This window comes from Pseudoalteromonas sp. MBR-15, from assembly GCF_053628915.1.
Genome location: NZ_JBRJHH010000004.1, coordinates 91472 through 115831, shown reverse-complemented (window position 1 = coordinate 115831; position 24360 = coordinate 91472). Strand labels below are relative to the sequence as shown.

At 43.0% G+C, this 24360-nt stretch carries 22 protein-coding genes; 14 read left to right on the top strand and 8 right to left on the bottom strand.

The window, feature by feature from the left end:
• Positions 1 to 84: 84 nt before the first annotated feature.
• The 3 genes from dapD to map are packed head-to-tail and all read right to left on the bottom strand — an operon-like array spanning position 85 to position 4362.
• On the bottom strand, positions 85 to 912 hold the full coding sequence (gene dapD, locus ACSSVW_RS07195; RefSeq protein WP_036969760.1) for a 2,3,4,5-tetrahydropyridine-2,6-dicarboxylate N-succinyltransferase: 828 nt from the start codon (positions 910 to 912) through the stop codon (positions 85 to 87).
• 9 nt (positions 913 to 921) lie between these two features.
• Positions 922 to 3540 carry a [protein-PII] uridylyltransferase gene (gene glnD, locus ACSSVW_RS07190; RefSeq protein ID WP_454179076.1) on the bottom strand — a complete coding sequence of 873 codons (2619 nt, stop codon included), beginning with the start codon at positions 3538 to 3540 and terminating at the stop codon, positions 922 to 924.
• 12 nt (positions 3541 to 3552) lie between these two features.
• Positions 3553 to 4362 (bottom strand): type I methionyl aminopeptidase, encoded by an 810-nt coding sequence (gene map, locus ACSSVW_RS07185; RefSeq protein WP_227006846.1) that lies wholly within the window; start codon positions 4360 to 4362, stop codon positions 3553 to 3555.
• Between the two features lie 248 nt (positions 4363 to 4610).
• On the opposite strand from map, the gene rpsB reads away from it, so the two are divergent.
• The 14 genes from rpsB (at position 4611) to ACSSVW_RS07115 (ending at position 17920) form a co-directional block, all read left to right on the top strand.
• The gene (rpsB, locus tag ACSSVW_RS07180) at positions 4611 to 5339 is read left to right on the top strand and encodes a 30S ribosomal protein S2 (protein ID WP_036969753.1); all 729 of its coding nucleotides are present in this window, start codon (positions 4611 to 4613) and stop codon (positions 5337 to 5339) included.
• Between the two features lie 105 nt (positions 5340 to 5444).
• A complete protein-coding gene (gene tsf, locus ACSSVW_RS07175) occupies positions 5445 to 6296 on the top strand; it encodes a translation elongation factor Ts (RefSeq protein ID WP_036969749.1) in 852 nt (283 codons plus the stop codon).
• Between the two features lie 153 nt (positions 6297 to 6449).
• Positions 6450 to 7199 (top strand): UMP kinase, encoded by a 750-nt coding sequence (gene pyrH, locus ACSSVW_RS07170; protein ID WP_036969747.1) that lies wholly within the window; start codon positions 6450 to 6452, stop codon positions 7197 to 7199.
• A gap of 14 nt (positions 7200 to 7213) precedes the next feature.
• Entirely contained in the window at positions 7214 to 7771 is a 558-nt protein-coding gene (gene frr, locus ACSSVW_RS07165; RefSeq protein WP_036969745.1) for a ribosome recycling factor, read from the top strand.
• 58 nt (positions 7772 to 7829) lie between these two features.
• Positions 7830 to 8609, top strand: coding sequence for an isoprenyl transferase (locus ACSSVW_RS07160; protein WP_036969734.1), 780 nt, complete (start codon positions 7830 to 7832; stop codon positions 8607 to 8609).
• Positions 8610 to 8631: 22 nt separating this feature from the next.
• Positions 8632 to 9498 (top strand): phosphatidate cytidylyltransferase, encoded by an 867-nt coding sequence (locus ACSSVW_RS07155; protein WP_417699672.1) that lies wholly within the window; start codon positions 8632 to 8634, stop codon positions 9496 to 9498.
• Complete coding sequence (ispC, locus tag ACSSVW_RS07150; protein WP_118844130.1) at positions 9495 to 10694, top strand: 1-deoxy-D-xylulose-5-phosphate reductoisomerase; 1200 nt, start codon at positions 9495 to 9497, stop codon at positions 10692 to 10694. The genes ACSSVW_RS07155 and ispC overlap by 4 nt, the downstream gene beginning before the upstream one ends.
• Position 10695: 1 nt before the next feature.
• Entirely contained in the window at positions 10696 to 12048 is a 1353-nt protein-coding gene (gene rseP, locus ACSSVW_RS07145) for a sigma E protease regulator RseP (RefSeq protein ID WP_036969731.1), read from the top strand.
• Positions 12049 to 12154: 106 nt separating this feature from the next.
• Positions 12155 to 14626 carry an outer membrane protein assembly factor BamA gene (bamA, locus tag ACSSVW_RS07140; RefSeq protein WP_454179075.1) on the top strand — a complete coding sequence of 824 codons (2472 nt, stop codon included), beginning with the start codon at positions 12155 to 12157 and terminating at the stop codon, positions 14624 to 14626.
• A gap of 11 nt (positions 14627 to 14637) precedes the next feature.
• The gene (locus ACSSVW_RS07135; protein WP_036969722.1) at positions 14638 to 15156 is read left to right on the top strand and encodes an OmpH family outer membrane protein; all 519 of its coding nucleotides are present in this window, start codon (positions 14638 to 14640) and stop codon (positions 15154 to 15156) included.
• A 9-nt stretch (positions 15157 to 15165) separates the two neighbouring features.
• Positions 15166 to 16206, top strand: a complete 1041-nt coding sequence (gene lpxD / locus ACSSVW_RS07130; protein ID WP_075594262.1) for a UDP-3-O-(3-hydroxymyristoyl)glucosamine N-acyltransferase — start codon at positions 15166 to 15168, stop codon at positions 16204 to 16206.
• Positions 16207 to 16216: 10 nt separating this feature from the next.
• Positions 16217 to 16669 (top strand): 3-hydroxyacyl-ACP dehydratase FabZ, encoded by a 453-nt coding sequence (fabZ, locus tag ACSSVW_RS07125; protein ID WP_036969715.1) that lies wholly within the window; start codon positions 16217 to 16219, stop codon positions 16667 to 16669.
• Between the two features lie 2 nt (positions 16670 to 16671).
• Positions 16672 to 17442, top strand: coding sequence for an acyl-ACP--UDP-N-acetylglucosamine O-acyltransferase (gene lpxA, locus ACSSVW_RS07120; protein WP_036969713.1), 771 nt, complete (start codon positions 16672 to 16674; stop codon positions 17440 to 17442).
• Positions 17443 to 17545: 103 nt separating this feature from the next.
• Entirely contained in the window at positions 17546 to 17920 is a 375-nt protein-coding gene (locus tag ACSSVW_RS07115) for a septal ring lytic transglycosylase RlpA family protein (protein WP_141687274.1), read from the top strand.
• Here ACSSVW_RS07115 and cydC read toward each other — a convergent pair.
• From cydC to ACSSVW_RS07090, 5 genes are read right to left on the bottom strand one after another with little or no spacing between them, the layout of a single operon-like run.
• Entirely contained in the window at positions 17917 to 19653 is a 1737-nt protein-coding gene (gene cydC, locus ACSSVW_RS07110) for a thiol reductant ABC exporter subunit CydC (RefSeq protein ID WP_454179074.1), read from the bottom strand. The genes ACSSVW_RS07115 and cydC overlap by 4 nt on opposite strands.
• Positions 19646 to 21406 carry a thiol reductant ABC exporter subunit CydD gene (gene cydD / locus ACSSVW_RS07105; protein ID WP_454179073.1) on the bottom strand — a complete coding sequence of 587 codons (1761 nt, stop codon included), beginning with the start codon at positions 21404 to 21406 and terminating at the stop codon, positions 19646 to 19648. The genes cydC and cydD overlap by 8 nt, the downstream gene beginning before the upstream one ends.
• A complete protein-coding gene (gene cydX, locus ACSSVW_RS07100; protein WP_036969707.1) occupies positions 21396 to 21548 on the bottom strand; it encodes a cytochrome bd-I oxidase subunit CydX in 153 nt (50 codons plus the stop codon). The genes cydD and cydX overlap by 11 nt, the downstream gene beginning before the upstream one ends.
• A 12-nt stretch (positions 21549 to 21560) precedes the next feature.
• Positions 21561 to 22700, bottom strand: coding sequence for a cytochrome d ubiquinol oxidase subunit II (gene cydB / locus ACSSVW_RS07095; protein WP_454179072.1), 1140 nt, complete (start codon positions 22698 to 22700; stop codon positions 21561 to 21563).
• Complete coding sequence (locus ACSSVW_RS07090; RefSeq protein WP_454179071.1) at positions 22697 to 24283, bottom strand: cytochrome ubiquinol oxidase subunit I; 1587 nt, start codon at positions 24281 to 24283, stop codon at positions 22697 to 22699. Before ACSSVW_RS07090 ends, cydB begins: the two co-directional genes overlap by 4 nt.
• Positions 24284 to 24360 lie beyond the last annotated feature (77 nt).

The following is a 24360-nucleotide window of genomic DNA, read 5'->3' as shown; positions in this document are numbered from 1 at the left end:
TGAAAATTAACAGGTATAAAAAAAGCGCTATTCCTCATTAAGGAAAGCGCTTTTTAGTCATAACAGACTGTGTAAAATCACTGATTACTCATCAATCGAGCGAAGTAGTGCATTAATGCCTACTTTTTCGCGCGTTTGTTGATCTACTTTTTTTACGATGATGGCAGCGTATAGGCTGTGCGAACCATCTTTAGAAGGCAGTGAACCCGGTACAACAACGGCACCCGCTGGTACACGGCCGTAGTGAACCTCGCCGGTTTCACGGTCATAAATGCGCGTACTTTGGCTGATGTATACACCCATTGAAATAACGGCGCCTTCTTCAACAACAACGCCTTCAACAATTTCAGAGCGTGCGCCAATAAAGCAGTTGTCTTCGATAATGGTTGGGTTTGCTTGAAGTGGCTCAAGTACACCACCAATGCCTACGCCCCCTGATAAATGAACGTTTTTACCAATTTGTGCGCACGAGCCAACGGTTGCCCAAGTATCGACCATGGTGCCCTCGTCAACGTAAGCACCAATGTTGACGTAAGAAGGCATAAGCACCACGTTTTTACCAACAAAGCTGCCTTTGCGCGCCACAGCGTTAGGGACTACGCGCATGCCGCCTTGTTGGAATTGCTCTGGCGTATAGTCGCTAAATTTTAGTGGTACTTTATCGTAGAATTGATTAACACCATCGTTCATTGGTTGGTTATCACGAATACGGAATGACAGCAGTACTGCTTTTTTCAACCATTGATGAACAACCCACTCACCACTGATTTTTTCAGCAACACGAGCCGCGCCGCTATCAAGCAGTTCAAGCGCATCAATAATGGCCTGTTTTACTTCGCTTGATACTGTGCTTGGGCTGATACTATCGCGGTTTTCCCAGGCGTTTTCGATCATGGTTTTTAAATCTGACATAAGATCCTCTTATTCGGTTTCTGCGTTGAGTTTTTTACGCAATGCTTGATGAATTTTTGCTTGTTCTTCGTCTGTTAATGCTTGGTATTCATTATTCGATACCACGAAGAAATCTTCTGCGCGTTCGCCCACTGTGGTGATCCGTGCAGCATGAATATGCAGTAAATATGCTTGGAATACTTCGGCTATTTTGGTGAGTAAGCCCGGAATATCCACTGCTTGAATTTCAATTAGACTGCGGTCTTTTCGTGCATGCGGTCTAAGCACAATTTTTGGTTTAATATTAAAGTCTTTAAAGCGCTGCGAACGATTCTTTTTAAAGCGAATTTTCTTTTTAGGATCATTAATCGCGAGATCCAATGCACGCTTAATCGACTGTGCACGACCACTGGCGATAGGATCGCCATTCACTTCTAAAATAACAAAGCTAAACAGCACATAACCGTCTTTGGTCGTTAATACTTGCGCATGTTGGATCTGTGCTTTTTTAGAGCCTATAACACTCACAAGGCGTGCAAATAAGCCACCAGAATAGGGGCTGTAAGCAAATACCTGTGTGCCACCATGCATTGCTGTGTCAGACACCATGACACTGGGTTGGCTTAAGTCTGCACTGTTTAACAGATGCTCTGTGTGCCATGAAATCTGCTGCTCGCTAAAAGCGGTAAAATAATTAGCTTTAAAGCGACTCCAAATTAAATCAATCTGATCCTCGTTACAGCCAAGATTAAGCAAGCGCTGTTTTGCTTGGCGTTTTTTGTCTCGAATTTGATCTCGTTGGTCCATTGGATTTTCAAGCCCTAAGCGCAGTGCGCGCTGGGTGTGTAAATACAGCTCTCGCAGTAGGGTGTTTTTCCAATCATTCCACAAGTTATCATTTGTAGCACGGATATCAGCCAGTGTTAAACAATATAAATAATCGAGCTGGCGTTCATTTTTCACCTTGCTGGCAAAGTCTTTAATTACATCAGGGTCGTTAATGTCTTTGCGTTGCGCGGTGACCGACATAAGTAAGTGATTGCCAACCAACCACGCAATAAGTTTACCATCTGATGCAGGAAAACGGTGCAGTTTGGCAAACGCTAAGGCATCGACCGAGCCAAGCTCTGAGTGATCGCCACCTCGTCCTTTGGCAATATCGTGAAAAATACCGGCTAAATATAACAGTTCAGGTTTATCCATGCGGGTGACGATTTCACTGCACAGAGGAAACTCACTGACTCGAGACTTATCAAAATATTTGTAAATATTATTAATAAGCTTATGCGTGTGCTCATCCACAGTGTAGGCGTGGAATAAGTCAAATTGCATTTGTCCGAATATATTTCGCCACTGCGGTAAGTAAGCCGCAATAATGCCGTGTTTGTGCATGAGCGTGAATGCTCGGCCCATGCCATTAGGGTGTTTAATTAACCGTAAGAATGCTTCACGACACGCCGCGTAATCTTGTAAATCACCTAATAAACGGCGACGTACTTGGCGCATTGTACGAATCGTGCTTGGGTAAATATGCGTAATTTCAGGGTTGTCGGCAATGTGCTCAAACAACACAAAGAGTTGGTCGCGACGGAAAAATACAGAAGGGTTTTTAACCCGAATCTGATGACCAATACGCTCAAAGTTACGGTCAAGCTCTACAACGGGTAACTCGCCTGCACCTGGCAAAATGCTTTGCTCAAAGTAAGACAGCAACATTTGGTTAAGCTCTCGTACACGGCTCATAATGCGAAATAAACGTTTCATCATGCGCTCGACCGACGCTTTACCGTCGCTACCAAAACCTAAAATTTCGGCAGCATGAGGCTGGTGATCAAACAATAAGCGGTTTTCAGAACGTCCCGCAGCGATGTGCAAGGCAAAGCGAATATTCCACAGGTTTTCTAAACACTCTGAGAGTTCTTGGTATTCTTCATGAGTGAGGTAACCATGATTAATGAGTTCTTGTAATGTTTCAGCCCTAAAGTGCTTTTTTGCTACCCAAATAATGGTTTGTAAATCGCGCAAGCCACCTGGGTTTTCTTTAATGTTAGGCTCAAGATTATAGGCGGTTCCATGACATTTTTTATGGCGAAATTGTTGTTCTTGTACTTTTGCCAAAAAGAATTCATCAGAGCGCCAAATTGGCGTGTCGATTAAGTGCATTTTGAGTTTTTCAAACTCAATGTGATTGCCAAATATTAAACGGCTTTCGAGTAAGCTGGTGGCAAAAGTAACGTCTTCACGTTTTTGCTCCAGTGCTTGTTCAATAGTGCGAACACTGTGACCAATTTCGAGATTGAGGTCCCATAGCATCGTCACGAACTGGCCAATTTTTTCGCATACAGCGTCACTTGGTTGTTCACTAACCAGCAGCATAAAGTCAATATCGGAGTAGGGGTGTAGCTCGCCACGGCCATAACCACCGACAGCAATAAGTGCTAAATCACTTTCATGGGCAAGGTCAAAGTCGTGAAACAGTTTAATCAATAAGCGGTCAATAAACTCAGCGCGGGCATTGATTAAGTTGCTGACGGGTTGTTTAGAAAATTCGTTCTGTAGCCACTTATAAAAATAACCAGAACAGTCGCGATAATCGCTAAGTTGCTCAGCTTGGCTGAGCAACTTTTTTACTTTGTTGGGTAATGCCACAGGGGCTGGCTCCTAGTGTTCGATGATCCTGTCGATAGTATCATCTGATCGGAGCGTTAAAATTTCAACACCATTTTCAGTCACTAACAGTGTGTGTTCCCACTGAGCAGACAATGAACGGTCTTTTGTAACGACAGTCCAGTTATCTTTTAATAACTTACATTGGCGTTTTCCTGCGTTCACCATTGGCTCAATTGTTAAACACATTCCTGCTTTTAACACCTCGCCTGTACCTGGTTTGCCGTAGTGCATTACTTGAGGTTCTTCGTGGAACTCAGCGCCGATACCATGACCACAATATTCACGTACAATCGAATAATTAAAGCTTTCTGCGTACTTTTGAATCGCGGCACCAATGTCACCTAAGCGAACACCTGGTTTTACCATTTTTATGGCAAGGTAAAGGCTTTCTTGGGTTATATCAGCAAGGCGTTTGCCTTGAATATTGGGTGTGCCTACATGGAACATCTTTGAGGTATCACCATGAAAGCCATCTTTAATTACGGTTACATCGATATTAACGCTGTCACCTTCTTTGAGAGGTTTGTCGTTAGGAATACCGTGACAAATAACATGATTCACTGAGGTGCAGATTGATTTAGGGAAACCGTGATAGTTTAGCGGCGCTGGAATCGCGTCTTGCACATTAACGATGTAATCGTGGCAAATTGTATTCAATTCATCTGTAGTTACACCAGGCACCACATGCGGTTCTATCATTTCGAGTACCTCAGCGGCTAAGCGCCCGGCAACACGCATTTTTTCGATTTCTTCAGGGGTCTTGATCACAGCACTCATTGAGGCTCCAAAGTTGTTTTTCAGGTCATTTTTCAGTGCACAATTTTTGCACTGAATGTTGAGTTTTCAATTTTAATATGGTATAAAGCGCGCCGTCTTTTTACAAATAAATTCTTTACTGATTTTTTGTATTTAAGACAAACACAATTTTATTTTAACACACACACGTATCGTCACATACACTTGGGTGCACATAAGTTACAAATTAACTTAGGTGTTGGTGCTATGGGATATGTGGAGGCCTAACCCTAAACTATTAGAGGAATTTACAAATGGCAAACGTTTCAATGCGCGATATGCTTCAAGCTGGTGTTCACTTTGGTCACCAAGCACGTTACTGGAATCCTAAGATGAAGCCTTTCATCTTCGGCGCTCGTAACCGTGTACATATCATCAACCTAGAGCAAACTGTACCAATGTTCAACGAAGCACTTAAGTTCTTATCGAACGCAGCTTCTAACAAAGGTAAAGTACTTTTCGTTGGTACTAAGCGCGCAGCAAGCGAAGCAGTTAAAGAAGCAGCTCTTCAAAGCGATCAGTTCTACGTAAACCACCGTTGGTTAGGTGGTATGTTGACTAACTGGAAAACAGTTCGCCAATCAATCAAGCGTCTTAAAGACCTTGAAGCACAAAGCCAAGACGGTACTTTCGAGAAATTAACTAAGAAAGAAGCGTTAATGCTTACTCGTGAAATGGAAAAGCTTGAAAAGAGCCTTGGTGGTATCAAAGATATGGGCGGTCTTCCTGACGCACTTTTCGTTATCGATGCAGACCACGAGCACATCGCTATCCGTGAAGCTAACAACCTAGGTATTCCAGTTGTTGCTATCGTTGATACTAACTCTAACCCAGACGGTGTTGATTACATCGTACCTGGTAACGACGATGCGATCCGTGCTATCAACCTTTACACAAGTGCTGTTGCAGCTGCGATCACTGAAGGTCGTGAGAACAACATCGTTGCTCAAGCTGAGAAAGACGACTTCGTAGAAGCTGAATAATTAGCTGTCATCAAGTCTTCATCTTACTTAAGGTGAAGACTTGTTATTCTTGTAAAGCGGCCTATACCGCTTCCCTAATAACAGAATTCAATTGAGGATATTCTAATGGCTGTAACTGCTGCCCTAGTTAAAGAATTACGCGAGCGTACTGGCGCTGGCATGATGGATTGTAAAAAAGCGTTAACTGAAACTAACGGTGACATTGAGTTAGCGATCGAAAACATGCGTAAGAGCGGTGCTGCAAAGGCTGCTAAAAAAGCGGGTAACATCGCTGCTGAAGGTACAATCCTTATCAAAGAAGGCAACGGTTTCGCTGCACTTCTTGAAGTTAACTGTCAAACTGACTTCGTTGCTAAAGACTCAAACTTCCTTGGTTTTGCTAACGAAGTTTTAGATGCTGCTGTTGAATCAAAAGCAGACATCGATGCACTTAAAGCACAGTTCGAAGAAACACGTGTTGCACTTGTTGCTAAAATCGGTGAAAACATCAACGTTCGTCGCGTTGAGTACATCGACGGTGAAAAACTATCTGCATACCGCCACGGCGACCGTATCGGTGTTGTTGTAGTAGGTGATGCTGACGAAGAAACACTTAAGCACGTTGCAATGCACGTTGCTGCGTCTAAGCCTGAGTTCGTAAACCCAGAAGACGTTCCAGCTGACGTTGTTGAAAAAGAAAAAGCAGTTCAAATCGACATCGCGATGAACGAAGGCAAGCCTGCTGAAATCGCTGAGAAAATGGTTGTTGGTCGTATGAAGAAATTCACTGGTGAGATCTCTCTTACTGGTCAAGCTTTCATCATGGAACCTAAGAAAACTGTTGGTGAAATTCTTAAAGAGAAAGGCGCAACTGTTACTAACTTCATCCGTTTAGAAGTGGGTGAAGGTATCGAGCGTAAAGAAGAAGATTTCGCTGCTGAAGTTGCTGCACAAATCGCTGCTGCAAAAGGCGAGTAATTTTCAACGTAAGTGACGCAACGATAATTAGATGAAATTAATCTGCTATTAGCTTTTGCGTCACTGACGAAAATTCTTTAAAATAACCGCGTTTTATGTGTAACCATAAGCGCGGTTATTTTTTATCTCATTATTAAGGCTGGCCCAAATACTATGACTATCAATCGTAAACCTATTTTTAGACGTGTTCTTCTTAAACTTAGCGGTGAAGCATTAATGGGAGACGAAGGCTTCGGCATCGACCCGAAAGTACTTGACCGTATGGCGCAAGAAATTAAAGAACTTGTAGAGCTCGACGTAGAAGTAGGTTTAGTTATCGGTGGCGGTAACTTCTTGCGTGGTGGTTCATTAGCCGAAGCGGGTATGAACCGCGTTGTAGGTGACCACATGGGTATGTTAGCGACTGTAATGAATGGTTTAGCGATGCGTGATGCGCTTCACCGTGCATTTGTAAATTGTCGTCTAATGTCTGCTATTCCACTTAATGGTGTGTGTGATGCATACAACTGGGCTGAAGCGATTAGCTTATTAAAATCTGGCCGTGTTGTTATTTTTGCTGCGGGCACAGGTAATCCATTCTTTACAACAGATTCTGCTGCGTGTTTACGTGGTATTGAAATTGAAGCTGACACCGTGATCAAAGCAACGAAAGTAGATGGTGTTTATTCTGATGACCCAGTTAAAAACCCAGAAGCTACACTATATCGCCACTTAAGCTACAATGAGATCATCGAAAAAGAGTTAAAGGTGATGGATTTGGCGGCATTCACACTTGCACGTGACCACAAAATGCCTTTAAGCGTTTTTAATATGAATAAATCAGGCGCGCTTAAGCGTGTTATTATGGGCGAAGATGAAGGAACGCTTATCTCTTCACAAGCCTCAGATGAAATTGTTAAATAGATTAGGATTGAACCGTGATTAACGATATCAAAAAAGATGCGTCAGAGCGCATGCAAAAAAGTGTTGCGGCACTAGGCAGTCAATTATCTAAAATTCGTACAGGTCGTGCTCACCCAGCATTACTAGACGGCATTCAAGTGTCTTACTACGGTGCAGACACGCCATTAAACCAAGTTGCAAATGTGACGATTGAAGATTCTCGTACCCTTGCAATTAGTGTGTTTGATAAGTCGCTTGCACAAGCGGTAGAAAAAGCAATTATGGCATCTGACCTAGGTTTAAACCCTATGTCAGCAGGTACTGTAATCCGTGTACCACTTCCTCCACTCACAGAAGAGCGTCGTAAAGACCTTATCAAAATTGTACGTGGTGAAGTTGAAGGTGGCCGTGTTGCCATTCGTAATATTCGTCGTGATGCCAATGGCGATATTAAGAGCTTATTGAAAGATAAAGATATTTCTGAAGATGAAGCACGCCAAGCTGAAGATGAAATTCAAAAGCTAACGGACAAATTCATCAAAGAGATGGATACACAGCTGGCTGCGAAAGAAGCAGAGTTGATGGAAATCTAAGCAACTAAATTTATTAGTTTTGAAACGCCGTCTGGGGTATACTAGACGGCGTTTTTTTATGGAATACTCGATATTTATGGTTCTTAACGCTGATAAAATTTCCCAGCAAAGTTTGCCTAAGCATGTCGCTATAATCATGGATGGCAACGGTCGTTGGGCGCAAGCGAAAAATCGCCCACGTGTATATGGGCATAAAAAGGGCGTTGATGCGGTTCGTCAATCAGTGCAATTTTGTACTCGCTTAGGTATACAGTCGTTAACACTATTCGCATTTAGTAGTGAAAATTGGCGACGTCCAGAAGACGAAGTAAATACACTCATGGAACTGTTTTTATTCGTACTGGGCAAAGAAGTTAAAAAACTTCATAAGAATAATGTAAAGCTCACTATTATTGGTGATTTATCGCGCTTTTCAGAAAGTTTGCGAAACAAAGTTGATGCAGCCCATGAATTAACTCGTAATAATACGGGTCTACAATTAAATGTTGCAGCTAACTATGGCGGTCGTTGGGATATAACCAACGCAGCAACCGCACTTGCAAAAAAAGTCGCTGCGGGCGAATTAGCAGCTGAAGAGATTACAGAAGACCTCATGAATGAACACATGAGTATGGCAGGTCAAGGTGAGCTTGATTTAATGATCCGCACTGGTGGTGATTTACGCATTAGTAATTTTCTTTTATGGCAAGCTGCCTATGCTGAGCTTTACTTTACCGATACGCTTTGGCCAGACTTCAATGAAGCTGCTTTTGCTGATGCTGTCGCATGTTACGTTGCCAGAGAGCGACGATTTGGTTGTACCGGCGAACAAATAAAACAATTACTCGCCGAGACCTAATTACTAGTTGAAGGTACACACATTGCTTAAACAACGAATTTTAACCTCGCTGGTGCTGGCACCGCTTGCACTTGTACTGGTTTTTTATACCCCACTAACATTATTTAGTTATATCGCCGCTGGTATTGTTTTACTTGGTGCGTGGGAATGGTCAGCTTTTATGGGCCTGTGCGATAAAATTAAACGTTTTTCATTTGTGGCAGCCACGGCGGTCATTCTTGCTCTTTTCAATTGGCATTGGCCTATTGAAACGTTGTGGCAAAATGGTCAGCTTGTTGGTGACGCGAACTATTTATTTACCCTTTCATTTGCATGGTGGATTGTTGCGACGTACTTAGTATGGCGCTACCCAGCCATGGCAAAAGCATGGAATGAAGGCATTCTCATGCGCGCGATTGCAGGATTCCTTACTTTAGTACCGTTGTGGCTTGCGCTCAATACCTTAAGAAGTGCAGGGTATACCGAGTCGACGCATTTTGGATCAGTGCTTATTTTAGTCGTGCTAGGTATTGTATGGAGCGCAGACATCGGCGCTTATTTCACCGGAAAAAACCTAGGTAAACGCAAGCTCATGCCGAAAGTCAGCCCAAATAAGACGATTGAAGGTCTATTGGGGGGCATTGTTGCCGCGGTTATTTTTGTTTTGGCGTTTTGTCACTTTACCAATGTAGACATGGCAGTATGGCCAATCTACGCCGTAATGACCGCGTTTATCGCCTTGTTTTCAGCAGTCGGTGATTTATTAGAAAGTATGTTTAAACGTGAAGTCGGCTTAAAAGACAGTGGCTCATGCCTACCCGGTCATGGCGGCATTTTGGACCGTATTGACAGTTTAACAGCTGCGGCGCCTATTTTTGTGCTTTGTTATGCATGGACGTTAAGTTTATGAGCAAAATAGAACAGCTTGTCGTACTTGGCGCAACTGGCTCAATCGGTTTAAGCACCTTAGACGTTGTTTCTAGAAATACAGATCGTTTTGCTGTTTTTGCATTAACCGCGGGGCAAAATGCAGAAAAAATGGCAGAGTTGTGTATTACGCATCAGCCTAAATTTGCAGTGATGGCGGATGAGAACGCTGCAAATAAATTAAAATCGTTGTTAGCTAATACCGCTTGTACAACTGATGTGCTCGCGGGTGTCACTGCTATGAGTGAGCTGTCGGCGCATGGTGATGTTGATACGGTTATGTCGGCCATTGTCGGCGCGGCAGGTCTATTACCCACGTTAAGTGCGGTTGAAGCAGGTAAAAAAGTACTGCTTGCCAATAAAGAATCGTTAGTTATGTCGGGTCAGTTGTTTATTGATAAAGTAAAACAACACGGTGCAACCTTGTTGCCGATTGACAGCGAACATAATGCTATTTTTCAATGTATGCCAGCAAAACTGCAAGCCTCTGCGGGGTTACTGTCCGACAACGGCGTGAGTAAAATATTACTGACAGGTTCTGGTGGGCCATTTTTGACGCGTGACTTAAAGAGTTTGTCATCGGTCACTGTGGCAGAAGCTGTTGCGCACCCAAATTGGTCTATGGGACAAAAAATCTCAGTCGACTCAGCAACCATGATGAATAAAGGGCTTGAGTTTATCGAGGCTAAATGGCTGTTTAATTGCCATGCTAGCGATATTGAAGTGGTGATCCACCCGCAAAGTATCATTCATTCTATGGTGCAATATCAAGATGGTTCGGTGCTTGCGCAAATGGGAAATCCTGATATGCGTACTCCGATAGCGCATGCACTGGCGTTTCCTGAACGTGTTGATGCAGGGGTTAAGCCGCTTGATTTTTCTCAGATTGCTGATTTTACATTTACCAAACCTGATTATGCACGTTACCCTAACCTTAAACTGGCCATTGATGCGTGTGAAATGGGACAGGGTGCAACAACAACAGTCAATGCTGCGAATGAGATTGCCGTCGCTGCATTTTTAAATGGGCAAATCGGTTTCACTGATATTTACCGTATAAACTCACAGACACTCAACGCGACTGAGGATGTGAACGTACACACGCTGGAAGAGATTTTAGCGTGTGATGAAGCTGCACGTATCAAAGCGAGTGAGTTTATAAAAAGGGGTCTGAACTAACATGTTTGATTTTTTCTGGAACCTTGGTTCGTTTATCTTGGCACTGGGTATTTTAGTGACTGTCCATGAGTATGGGCATTTTTGGGTAGCCCGTAAAGCGGGTGTAAAAGTGCTACGTTTCTCAATAGGTTTCGGTAAACCACTGATTAAGTGGTACGACAAACACAAAACAGAATATGTTATTGCTGCTATTCCCCTTGGTGGCTACGTTAAAATGCTGGATGAGCGTGTCGATGAAGTGCCTGCTGAAGAGCGTCATTTATCATTTAATGCTAAGTCAGTGAAAGCGCGAATTGCGATTGTAGCAGCAGGTCCTATGGCCAATTTTTTGTTCGCTATTTTTGCACTTGCTGTAATGTACATGGTCGGTGTGCAATCATTAAAGCCTGTGGTGGGTTCTGTAACCGAGGGCAGTCGTGCAGCAGCGGCTAAGATCGAACCTAATCAGCAAATTATCAAAATTGGTGAAGATGATATCAGCACTTGGCAAGATGCCACATTCTCATTAATGAGCCGCTTAGGTGAGCAAAGTGTGGTCGTCACATTACGTGATCAGAATTACCAAAAACATGTCCGCACTTTAAATCTAGATGGTTGGAAACTTGATCAGCAAGATGTCCCACCATTGACCTCAATCGGTATTGTGCCCTTTAGACCTGAAGCAACATTAACCGTTGCGCAAATCACTAAAGACTCAGCCGCTGAGCTGGCTGGTTTACAGGTTAATGACACAATTGTGGCTGTAAATGGCGAAAATATCAGCAGTTGGACCCAGTTAGTTTCAGTTATTCAGCAATCACCTAACAAATCCTTACAATTTAGTGTACAAAGGCAAGATAGTATAAGAAAGTTGACTGTGACACCTCAGAGCAGAACCAATGCAGATGGTGTAGCGCAGGGCTTTTTAGGTGTGGCTCCTGTAGTTGAAGCATGGCCAGAAAATTATATTGAAACTAGACATTATGGCCCTGTCGATAGTATTGTGCTGGGCATACAAGAAACATGGCGTTTAATCACCCTAAGTTTTGACATGATTGGTAATTTAATTACAGGTCAAGTCTCGGTTAAAAATTTAAGTGGCCCTGTAGGCATTGCAGTTGGAGCGGGAACTAGCGTAAGCTATGGCTTGGTTGCATTTTTAAGCTTTTTAGCTTTGATCAGTGTAAACCTTGGCGTATTTAACTTATTACCGTTGCCAGTGCTTGATGGTGGGCACTTAATGTATTACATAATTGAACTTTTTCGCAAAAAGCCGGTCTCTGAAAAGACGCAAGAATTTGGTTTTAAAGTGGGTGCCTTACTACTCATATTTTTAACATGTTTCGCTTTGTTCAATGATGTATCGCGTTTATAACAAATAAGTGAAAAATTCCAATTTGAACACGATTGTAAAACACCGCAAAAGTTTAATTTATAAGGTGTTGAGCGGTAATACAGTTGTAAAGGATAAAGATAACAAAATGGCTATAAAAAAACATTTGGCAGTTTCAAGTTTATTAGGTGCAAGCTTTGCAGCCCTAGGCCAAAACTCCTTTATTGTAGAAGATTTAAAAGTTGAAGGTTTACAACGTGTTGCTCTAGGTGCAGCGCTAACCCATATTCCGATCAACGTGGGCGATAATATTGATGAGTACACAATTTCAAGAACCATAAAGGCTCTCTATCGCTCTGGTCACTTTGACAATATTAAAGCGTTACGTGACGGTAATAACGTCATTTTTCGAGTAACTGAGCGCCCTACGATTAGCCTCATTGAGTTTGATGGTAACAAAGACATCAAAGATGAGCAGTTAAACGAGTCGCTAGACCAGCAAGATATTCGTACTGGTGAGCCGCTTGATAAAACGGTACTTGATAACATTGAAAAAGGCTTAGTTGAGTTTTTCCACAGTATTGGTAAATACAATGCAAAAGTGGAAGTTAGCATCACAAAGCTGCCACGTAACCGTGTAAAATTATTATTTAAGTTTGATGAAGGTGACGCCGCGTCAATTCGTCAAATAAACCTCGTGGGTAACGAGTTATTCTCTGACGAAGAATTGCTAAAACTTGCTGAGTCACAACAAGACTTGCCATGGTGGAAGTTTATGTCGAGTGACCGTTATCAAAAGCAAACTATCGAAGGCGATTTAGAGAAAATTCGTAGTTACTACTTAGACCGTGGTTACCTGCGTTTTAATATCGATTCAACACAAGTATCGGTTAGCCCTGAGCGCGATTCTGTTTATGTAACCGCTAATATTACCGAAGGTGTAAAATACACCGTAAAGGGTTTTGACTTCATCGGTGATTTATTAGGTCGAGAAGAGCTAATTAAGAGTGTTATACCGCTAAAAACTGGTGAGCTTTATAATGGTTCAGTGGTTACGTCATCTGAAGAATTTATCAAAAGCTACTTAGCACGTTTTGGCTATGCAAACGCAGAAGTGCGCACCATTCCTGAGATTGATGATGAAAAGAAAGAAGTGCAACTGACACTGTCTGTTAATCCAGGTAAGCGTGTGTATGTTCGCCGAATCATTGTTGGTGGTAACCAAAATACTGCGGATGAAGTTGTTCGTCGTGAGATGACACAGCTTGAAGGTGCATGGCTTTCAAATCAAAATCTTGAGCGTTCAAAATTACAAATTCAACGTCTTCCATACATGGAAAGTGTTGATTTTAATGTGGTGCCAGTTCCCGGTGTTGACGACCAAGTTGATGTAGACTTTACGGTTAAAGAACAATCTGCTGGTAGCTTTAATGCGGGCCTTGCGTATGGTTCATACTTGGGTCTGCAATTTAATATTGGTGTGAGTGAATCAAACTTCTTAGGCACCGGTAACCAAATTGGCTTTAACATTAATACCTCACGTGGTTCTGAGCGTATCAGCTTGTCGTATACCGACCCTTACTTTACGCCGGATGGTGTATCGCAAGGAAGTAGTATCTTCTATAGCAACTATGATGCGAGCAAATTTAGTCTTATCGACTATAAATCGAAGAGTTATGGTATTGGTACCAATATTGGTTTCCCAATTGATGCGGTGAACCGTATTAACTTTGGTTTCCGTTGGATTCAAGAAGAACTGTCTGATATTGCAGAATATGAGCAAACACGTGTAATGCGTGAAACCTTCTTAGACCCAGAAAATCCAGATGCAGGTTTCGACTTTACCAAGTTTGAGCTGAGTGCAGGGTGGTCGCGTGTTACTGTAAACCGTGGTTTATTCCCAACAGCGGGTTCGCGTCAGTCACTTAACTTAACTGGTACAACGCCGAATTCAGATTTAACCTACTTTAAGTTAAATTATGATTCACGTTTTTACTGGCCAATCAGTAATGACCATCGTTGGGTATTCTCAACGCGTGCAGCCCTTGCTTATGGTAATGGTTATGGCACGACAAATGGCTATGACCAAACGCTGCCTTTCCAAGAGTTCTTCCGTATCACAGAGATGGAACTGCGTGGCTTTGACCGTAATACAATTCTACCGCGCGCGGTGTCTCGTTCACCGCAAAGTATTCCGGGCACACCGCTGCCAGATGGTACAACGACAGGCAGTATTGGTGGCGCATCAGAATTTGATGTATTAATACCACAAGGCCGTATTGGTGGTAACGCCAAAGCAGTTGCAGGTATGGAGCTTATTGTTCCTACGCCTTTCTTAGATGAAGAAAACACCAGCTCTGTACGTACAAGCTTCTTCGTGGATGCTGCGAACGTATGGGATACAGAGTTTAACATTGACCGTTATCAAAACTTGTTACCTGATCAACGCGCTAAACTAGAGGATTATTCAGATCCTATGCGCTTTAGGGTGTCAACCGGTCTATCACTACAATGGATCTCTCCAATGGGTCCAATGCTGATCAGTTTTGCGTATCCATTGCAAAAAGAAGAAGATGACGATACGAAGACCATCAGCTTTAATATTAGTAATACATTCTAAAGGAGTTTTTTGTGAAAAAATCATTTAAATCAACAGCGTTTGCACTTCTTGCTACATTGTCTATGGGCCTATCTACTAATGCTTTTGCGCACAAGGTAGGGATTGTAGACATGCAAGAAATTTATAAACAAATCCCTCAAATGGCGAAAGTTGAACAAACACTTGAAGCTGAATTCTCAGAGCGTCGTCAGGAGCTTGAAAAGCTGCAAGGTGATATCCGTTTTGAAGCTGAAAAGTTCAAGCGTGAAGCAACGACAATGAGCGACAAGCAAAAAGAAGAATTACGTACTAAGATTCAAGGTATGCAACAACAACTTGCAGAAAAAGGCCGTCCTTTAGAGCAAGAAATCAAAATGCGTCAAAACCAAGAATTAGCGAAAGTACAAAAGCTAATCTTAGATGCAATTGAAGAAGTTGCTAAAGCTGGCAAGTTTGACGAAGTAAAAGTGAAAGAAACCACAATTTACGTTAACTCTAAAACAGTATCTGATTTATCAGATAAAGTAGTTGAAAAAGTAAGTAAGCAATAGAAACCATATATGCAAAACTACACGCTTTCGCAGATTGCGGATCTTTTGGGCGCCGAACTTCAGGGTGATGGCGCTACAGAGATTAAAAAAATATCAACACTTGCAAATGCCCGTACTGGGCATATTGCATTTTTAGCGAACAAGAAATATCGCTCGCAATTAGATGATACACAAGCCAGTGCGGTGATCTTATCACCTGCCGACGCTGAGTATTTTGCGGGTAACAAGATTATTGTTGCTAACCCGTACGTGTGCTACGCCAAGCTAGCTCAATTAATGGACACGACGCCACGCTCTGCTACGACAGGTGTTCATCCGAGTGCAGTCATTCACGATTCAGCCTCAATTGGTGATAATGTCGCGATTGCTGCTAACGTCGTGATTGAAGCCGGTGCCGTGATTGCAAATGATGTGCAAATTGGCCCAGGTTGTTTCATTGGCGAAAATGCAAAAATAGGTCAAGGCACTAAACTTTGGGCTAATGTCACTATTTACCACGACGTTGAAATTGGCAGTGACTGCTTATTTCAGGCGAATACCGTGGTCGGCAGTGACGGGTTTGGCTATGCAAATGAGCGTGGCGAGTGGGTGAAAATTCCGCAGCTGGGTCGCGTTATTATAGGTGATAAAGTAGAAGTTGGGGCATCGACCACCATTGACCGTGGTGCACTTGACGACACACTCATCCATAGTAATGTAATTATCGATAATCAATGTCAAATAGCGCATAATGTCGAGATCGGTTCAGGTACAGCCGTTGCTGGTTGCACTGTTTTTGCTGGCAGTACCGTGATTGGTAAGAATTGTCAGATTGGTGGCATGGTCGCAATTAATGGTCACATTAGCGTATGCGATGGTGCTATAATCACAGGCATGAGTATGGTGACAAAGGCAATCACTGAACCTGGGATCTACTCATCTGGTTTACCGCATCTAACCAATAAAGAATGGCGACGCAGTATCGCCCATATCCGTAATTTAGGTGATATGAAAGACCGCATTAAAGCACTTGAGTCACTGACAAAGTCACTCAATATTGAAGACAAATAAGGAAGCTATTTTGGCAAATGAATTAAATAGTCTTGATATCCAAGATATCTTGAGTTTACTTCCGCATCGTTATCCGATGTTGCTTGTTGACCGTGTACTAGATTACACGCCAGGCGAGTCGTTACATGCTATTAAAAATGTAACAGTGAATGAACCTATTTTTACGGGACATTTTCCTAATCAACCAATCTTCCCAGGTGTGTTGATTTTAGAAGCAATGGCTCAAGCGACTGGTTTACTCGGTTTTAAAACAGTTGAAAACCGTAGCGAAAATGAACTTTATTTATTTGCTGCGATTGATAATGCGCGATTCAAGCAACCCGTTTTACCTGGCGATACGATGCATTTGCATGTAGAGTTTGTAAAAGAGCGCCGCAATATATGGAAATTTGCAGCAGAAGCAAAAGTTGACGGCAAAGTAGTGTGTACTGCCGAAATCATGTGTGCGAGAAGAGAGTTTTAACAGTGATCCATCCTACGGCGATAATCGAACCAGGTGCGAAGCTTGGAAATAATGTTTCAGTTGGCCCATACAGCTACATTGGTAATGATGTAGAAATTGGTGATAACTGTATCATTGAGTCTCATGTGGTTGTTAAAGGCCCATCGACAATAGGTTCTGGTAACCATATTTTTCAATTTGCATCGGTTGGTGAAGCTTGCCAAGACAAAAAATATGCTAATGAGCCAACTACGTTAATTATCGGTGATAACAACGTAATTCGTGAATGTGCAACAATCCACCGTGGTACTATCCAAGACCAAGGCGTTACTAAAATTGGTAGCAATAACTTGTTTATGGCGTACACCCATGTTGCGCATGATGCCGTTATTGGCGATAACGTTATTTTTGCTAATAATGCATCTGTTGCAGGCCATGTACACATTGGTGATTGGGTTATTCTTGCTGGTAACTCGGGTATTCATCAATTTTGTAAAGTGGGTGCACATGCATTTGTTGGCATGTATTCAGGCGTTAACAAAGATGTTCCTCCGTTTGTTACAACGATTGGTACCCCAGCAGGACCCGTTGCTATCAATACAGAAGGCATGAAACGTCGTGGTTTTGAAAGTGATGAAATAATGGCAACACGCCGTGCGTATAAAACACTTTACCGTAAGAGCCTAGGTGTAGAAGAGGCAATCGCTGAACTCAGCGAAGATGCAGCAAAATACCCAGCCGTTCAGCTTATGATCGACTTTGTGAAAAGTTCTGAGCGCGGAATCATTCGCTAATCAATAGCGATAGACGAAAAGCCACCGACAGGTGGCTTTTTTGTATCTGTAGTTCAGGTTTTACTAAGCAATGATTTGCTAAATTTATTGATTAAAAAGGACAATCAATATGAACAAACTCTTTATTTTAGTGTTAGCGACCTTGCTAATGAGTGGCTGTAGTAGCGCACCTTCCGTACCAAAAGGCGCGATAGAAAAAGGTAAAGCGAGTTATTACGCTGACAAGTACCATGGTCGAACGACAGCAAGCGGGGAGGCTTTTAATCAACAAGCCCTGAGTGCTGCTCATAAAACACTTAGGTTTGGCCAACGGGTCAAAGTGACGAACCTTGCCAACAACAAAAGTGTGATTGTTACCATTAACGACCGCGGCCCATTTATTCGCGGTCGCATTATTGATTTATCTAAGCAGGCGTTTTCAGAAATAGCCTCCTTAAAGCACGGTGTGATTGACGTTACGGTTGAGCAGCTCGATTAAAAGCGCGTGATCAGCTCAACATAATCAGCTTCGTTTGCAAGCAACTCTGCATGAGTGGCCACTGCTCTTATTTTCCCTTGCTCTAACCAAATGACCTTATCAACCCGGCTAAGCATGGCTGGGTCATGGGTAATAGTGAGCATCGTTTTATCTGCCCAAACTGTCTCAAGTGTATTAAGCAAATGGTATTTAGTGTGGTTATCTAAACTTTCTGTCGGTTCGTCAAGAATGACTAAATTACCGTGCCTTAATATGGCTTGAGCAATTGCAATACGGCGTGATTGACCGTGCGACAGCTTTCTACCTGCTATGCCTAAACGGGTATTGAGCCCGGCCTTTAAATTGTTAAGCCAAGAGCTGAGTTGTGCTTGTTCGCAGGCTTGAATAAGCATTTCATCTGTTGCATCAGGCGCTGCATAGAGTAGGTTTTCACGCAGAGTGCCATCAAAAATATGATGCTGCTGCGCAACAATTGTCAGTTGTTTAAAGCGTGCTGAAGGTGTCATGCTCTCAAGTTCAAAACTGTGCTCGTCTGTGGTCAGCTTTAAAGAGCCTGATTGCAGTGGCCAAAGACCGGTGAGTAAATTAACAAGCGTGGTTTTACCACTGCCACTGGCACCAACCAGCGCAACCTTGCTTGCAGCACTGACAGACACGTTGATGTTATTAAGTGCCTTATGTGTGCTTCCAGCGTATTGATAACTGACATTACTTAACGTAAGACCGAGCGCTGATTGATTGTCTATTTCATTTTGCTGTGTATTGGCTTTGCTGTGATTGTCTTCAAGAACGAACAGGCGCTCTGCGGCGCTTAAGGTCAGAGGTAATTCTATAAACGCTGTAGGCAGGGTGAGTACAGTTTCAAAGCTTGCTAAAACAAATAACGCCAGCATAGCCAGTTCAACGTTTTTCATGGTGCCCAGAGAAACCAATGGAATAATCATAAACACACTTGCCAGCATAGTCAGTTGAATAACCAAGGTGCTTAAACCATTGCTGTTTGCAACCGCTTTATGGCGGCTATAGAGCTGAGCATTGTATTGTTGGCTTAAAGAATCACAATGCGTGAGTTGAGCGTTTTGTGCTTGATATACAGCAAGCTCTCTTGCCCCTTTTAATGTATCGGCAAGTTCAGCTCTTAATTCTGCACTAAGTTGTGTTTCGACATGCGCTTCTTTATGAAGTTTACGGCTTAGTAAAGCGGGGAGTAGCACCCCTATAACCATTAATGAAATAAAGCATAGCAATGCAACGTCGGCGTTATACGCTGCCATAAACGCCATCACAATTGGGATAGTAAAAAGCGCAACGATGATTGGTAGCAGCACATTTAAGTAAAACTTATCGAGCGCGTCGACATCGTTTTGTAATCGATTGACTAAATCGGCACTGCGGCTCATTGCTAAATCGACATTATTGAGCCGACTCAGTGTTGCGAACATTTTTACGCGAATCTCGCTCAATAATAAAAATGTCGCGTTATGTGTAATCATACGCTCGCCATAACGCGATGCGGTTCGCACAATCGCTAAAAAGCGGATTACGCCTGCTGGAGTAAAATAGTTCATCTGCACACCGGCAATGCCAGCGGCAGCCATCGCGGCCAAAAACCAGCCTGAAATAGCCAGTAAACCCACATTAGCCAGCACGGTTAAGCTTGCTAAAAAAGCCCCGAGTAACAGCATGCCAGCATGCGGTTTGCATAGTTTAAGTAAGCGTACAAAATTATGCATGGGCTTCACCTCGACTTACCAGTTTTGCAAATAGCCCCGCGTCGTTGACCAGTTGTTTATATCGGCCCGACTCTACAATGCTGCCTTGCTGCATTACGTAAAGGGTATCAGCGTGCTTTACCGTATTAAGTCTGTGAGCAATGACCAAGACTAAATGATTTTTCGCATATTCACAGATTGCTTGGTTGATAAGCTGCTCTGTTTGGCTGTCTAAATGTGCTGTAGGTTCATCGAGTAGTAGAACTGGGGCATCTTTTAAAAATGCACGGGCAAGCGCTATGCGCTGTTTTTGCCCACCGGAGAGGCCTTCACCTTGCTCACCCAGTAAGGTATCAAAGCCATGTGGTAAAGCGTTAATAAATTCAAGTGCGCCCGCTTTACTGGCGGCTTCAATGAGCTCGTCTTGGCATGCATCAGGTTTAGCTAGACGCAGATTGTCGGCAACACTTCGGTAAAATAAAGTGGCGTGTTGAGGGATCCATGCAAGCTGTGCATGCCAATCACTTAAAGCTGTGTCACTTAAGGGTTGTCCGTTGATGTTAATGGCGTGGTTAGCGTGATGATGAAAACCTAATAGGCAGTCAAATAAAGTACTTTTCCCTGAGCCACTTTCGCCAACAAATGCAATTAAACCCGTGTTAGGTAGTGTTAAATTGATATCTGTCACCCCTTCGTTTGTTTCGGGGTAGTGATAGTTAAGTGCGGTTAGTTTTATGTCTTCAAGTGGTAATGGGAGAGGGGAAGTACCCGTGTGTTCATCTGCTTCACTGTGATTAATAATCTCGACCATATCAGCAGCAGCGCTGATACCTTCAAGTTTTGCATGGTAGTGGGTGCCCATTTGCCTAAGCGGTAAATAAAACTCAGGAGCCAGTAATAACACCACAAAACCAGTGGCAAAGTCGAGGGTGCCAAAAAACAGCCTAAAGCCAATGATAACGGCAACAAGGGCAACACTAATGGTGGCTAAAAATTCAAGGGCGAAAGATGATAAAAAGGCGACTTTCAACACCCCCATGGTCGCACCACGGTAATCATCAGAAATCTGACTAATGCTATTTAGCTCACGCTTGGTTGCATTAAAGAGCTTGAGTTGAGTCAGTCCTTGTAATCGGTCAAAAAAGTAATTTCCTAGTACCGCTAGCTGTTGCCAACGCTCTTGATTTAACTGTTCAGCCTTATGGCCCACTAAAATCATAAAAAATGGGATAAGCGGGGCTGTTAATAGGAAAATCAGGCCTGCTTTGTAATCGGTTGGAAAAATCACCACTAATATCGCAAATGGAATAAGTGCGCTGTAAGCCACACTTGGAATATAGTTGGCGTAATATTGATGCAGTGCTTCAACACCATTGTGTAAGGTATTAAGTGTAGCGCCGTGACCTTTTTGTTCACTGTAGGCTGGCCCAAGTTTGGTGAGCTTTTCTAGCAATGTATTTCGCATCACGTTTTTTATTTTTAACGCGGCAAGGTTACTCACGCGTTCACTTAGCGCAACCAACAAAGCACGAACTAAAATTAGCCCAGCAAGAGGCCATAATAAAGGACTTACGGCTTGCAAGTTTGCTTGCTCGAACATAACTTGATGCGCGGCATTTGCAAGTAAGTAACAAGAGGCAATCATTAACAGGGCATTGAAAGTGCCCAGACTAATGCTTAATTTAAGAAGCCCAGAAGCGGACTGACTATACTGCTTTAAAAAAGCGCGCAGCGTTTGCTGCTGCGCGCGATTTGGTCGGGGTTTAGTTGTCATCGTTGTTTTTGAGTCTCGCGTACAGCTCTAGCTCATCATCAGCGATAGAATCTTTATGTTGATGAAATTCGTACCACATCACGTTAATTACCCCAAGTGTACAGGCTAATAGAACACCTAATATCCAGGCAAAATACCACATAATTAAATCTCCTTAATAGCTACCGTGAGTGTTGTTTTCGATTTCACCGATAGTGACTTTTCGCCACATCTTCACATAACACCATGTTGTGTAAGTTAAAATTAAAGGAACAAAAATAACCGCAGCAATAAACATCACGTTGAGTGTCATATGGCTCGAAACCGCATCCCACATAGTAAGACTAATATTTGGGTTGTTGCTTGAAGGCATAACAAACGGGAACATTGACATACCCGCAGTTAATATCACGCCAGCAAGCATTAAGCTTGAAGAGAACAGTGCCATCGCTGGTTTTTGTAATTTCGATAACACAATAGCCAGTGCCGCCATTGCAAATGCAAGAGCAGGGAACAGCATCGTTAGTGGCATTTTTGTATAGTTATCAAGCCATGCACCTGGTGCCTGCGTTACTGTTTTAGCCAGTGGGTTCGCATAGCCTTGAGTGTCGCCCATGCTGACGATTGTATAACCGTCAATTTGCGATACCCAAACACCGGCTAAAGCAAACAATACAATAAACGCCATAAGTGCATATCGGCCATATTGTGCTGAGCGTTTGGCTACATCTGCATCGGTACGAAGTTGCAGCCACATACCCGCATGACCAACCAACATAAGCACACTTATTAAGCCAGCAACAATGGCAAATGGATTAAGTAAAGCAAAGAATGAGCCTTGATAGCTTACACGCAATAAATCGTCAATATGATAAGGCACACCTTGTAGCAAGTTACCAAAAGCAACCCCAAATACGAGTGCAGGAATAAAACTGCCTGCAAACAAGCCCCAATCCCAGTTATTTCGCCAACGAGCTGACTCAATTTTTGAGCGATAATCAAACCCAAGTGGTCTGAAAAACAGCGCAAATAAGACCAGCATCATTGCAAAATAAAAGCCTGAGAATGCAGCAGCATACACCATAGGCCATGCAGCGAATAATGCACCCCCAGCGGTAATAAACCACACTTGGTTACCATCCCAGTGAGCCCCGATGGTATTTATAACGGTTCGGCGCTCGACATCTGTTTTGCCAACAAGGCGGAGCAAAATAGCCACTCCCATATCCATGCCATCGGTAACAGCAAAGCCAATCAAGAGCACACCGATTAATACCCACCAGATTAATTTTAGTGTTTCGTAATCAAAGATCATGACTGTACTCCTTGGCCTGCTAGCGAGTCTTCTTTAATGAGTTCGTGATGATATTTACCTGTGTGCAAAGAGCTAGGCCCTTGTTTAACAAAGCGCAGCATCAACCAACCTTCAACGCTTGCTAGACCGGTGTAAAATACAATAAAGCCCGTAATGCTGATCAGCAAATCATTTACAGTTAACGAGGAGGTTGCTAAAAATGTGGGTAATATTTCTGAAATAGCCCATGGTTGACGTCCATATTCAGCAACAATCCAACCGAACTCAATAGCAATCCAAGGTAATGGAATACTCCACACGGCGGCCCAGAGTAACCAGCGCTTATGCTCTATAACGCGTTTAGCGTTATAGTAAAAGGCCAGTACAAAGACCCCTAACATAATCACACCGCAGCCAACCATTATCCTAAATGACCAAAACATGGGTCCCACTTTCGGAAATGAGTCTTTCACCGCTTTCTGAATTTGCGCTTCTGTGGCATCAACCACATTAGGGGTGTAGCGTTTAAGCAACAGACCATAACCGAGGTCAGCTTTCAGTGTATCGAACTTGGCAATGTTCTCGGCGGAGTCATCACCACCACGCAATTTTTCGAGATACTCGTATGCTTGCATACCGTTACGAATACGTGTTTCGTGTTGTTTTTCTAAATCTTTGATACCCGTGACTTGTTCATCAATCGAACGTGTCGCAATAATGCCCAACGCATAAGGTATTTTAACCGCAGCATGGGTGACTTGTTGTTCAGAGTTAGGAATACCTACCAGTGTAAATGCTGCGGGCGCTTCTTCTGTGTGCCATTCAGCCTCGATTGCAGCCAGTTTAACTTTTTGCACTTCGCCTACTTCGTAGCCAGATTCATCTCCTAGTAAAATAACGCATAAAATAGAGGCAAGGCCAAAACCTGATGCAACAGAGAATGAACGTTTCGCAAAGGCCAAATCACGACCTTTGAGTATGTACCAACTACTGATGCCGAGTACGAACATTGAAGCCGCGACATAACCGGCAGACACCGTATGAATAAATTTAACCTGTGCGACGGGGTTGAATACTAGCTCCGCAAAGCTGGTCATTTCCATGCGCATGGTTTGATAGTTAAACTCTGCGCCCACAGGGTTCTGCATCCAACCATTGGCAATCAAAATCCATAATGCCGAAAGGTTGGTGCCTAAAGCCATTAAAAAGGTCGCTGCAAGGTGTTGACGTTTTGTGAGTCGCTCCCAACCAAGGAAAAACATGCCGACAAAGGTCGATTCTAAAAAGAACGCCATCAACCCTTCAATAGCCAGAGGAGCGCCAAAAATATCACCCACATAGTGAGAGTAATAAGACCAGTTAGTACCAAACTCAAACTCCATAGTGAGACCAGTGGCCACACCAATCGCAAAGTTTATACCAAACAACTTACCCCAAAACTTAGTCATATCACGGTAAATTTCACGACCTGTCATCACATAAACGGATTCCATGATCACCAAAATCCACGTCATACCTATAGTGAGTGGTACAAATAGAAAGTGAAAGAGGGCAGTAATTGCAAATTGCAATCGCGATAGATCCACAAATGTTTCATCTATCATTGTTTAGCTCCTTATTAAAGGGTGCGGTAGACACGACAAAAAACAGCTTTCAAAGTTTCAGTAATTACTGAAACTTC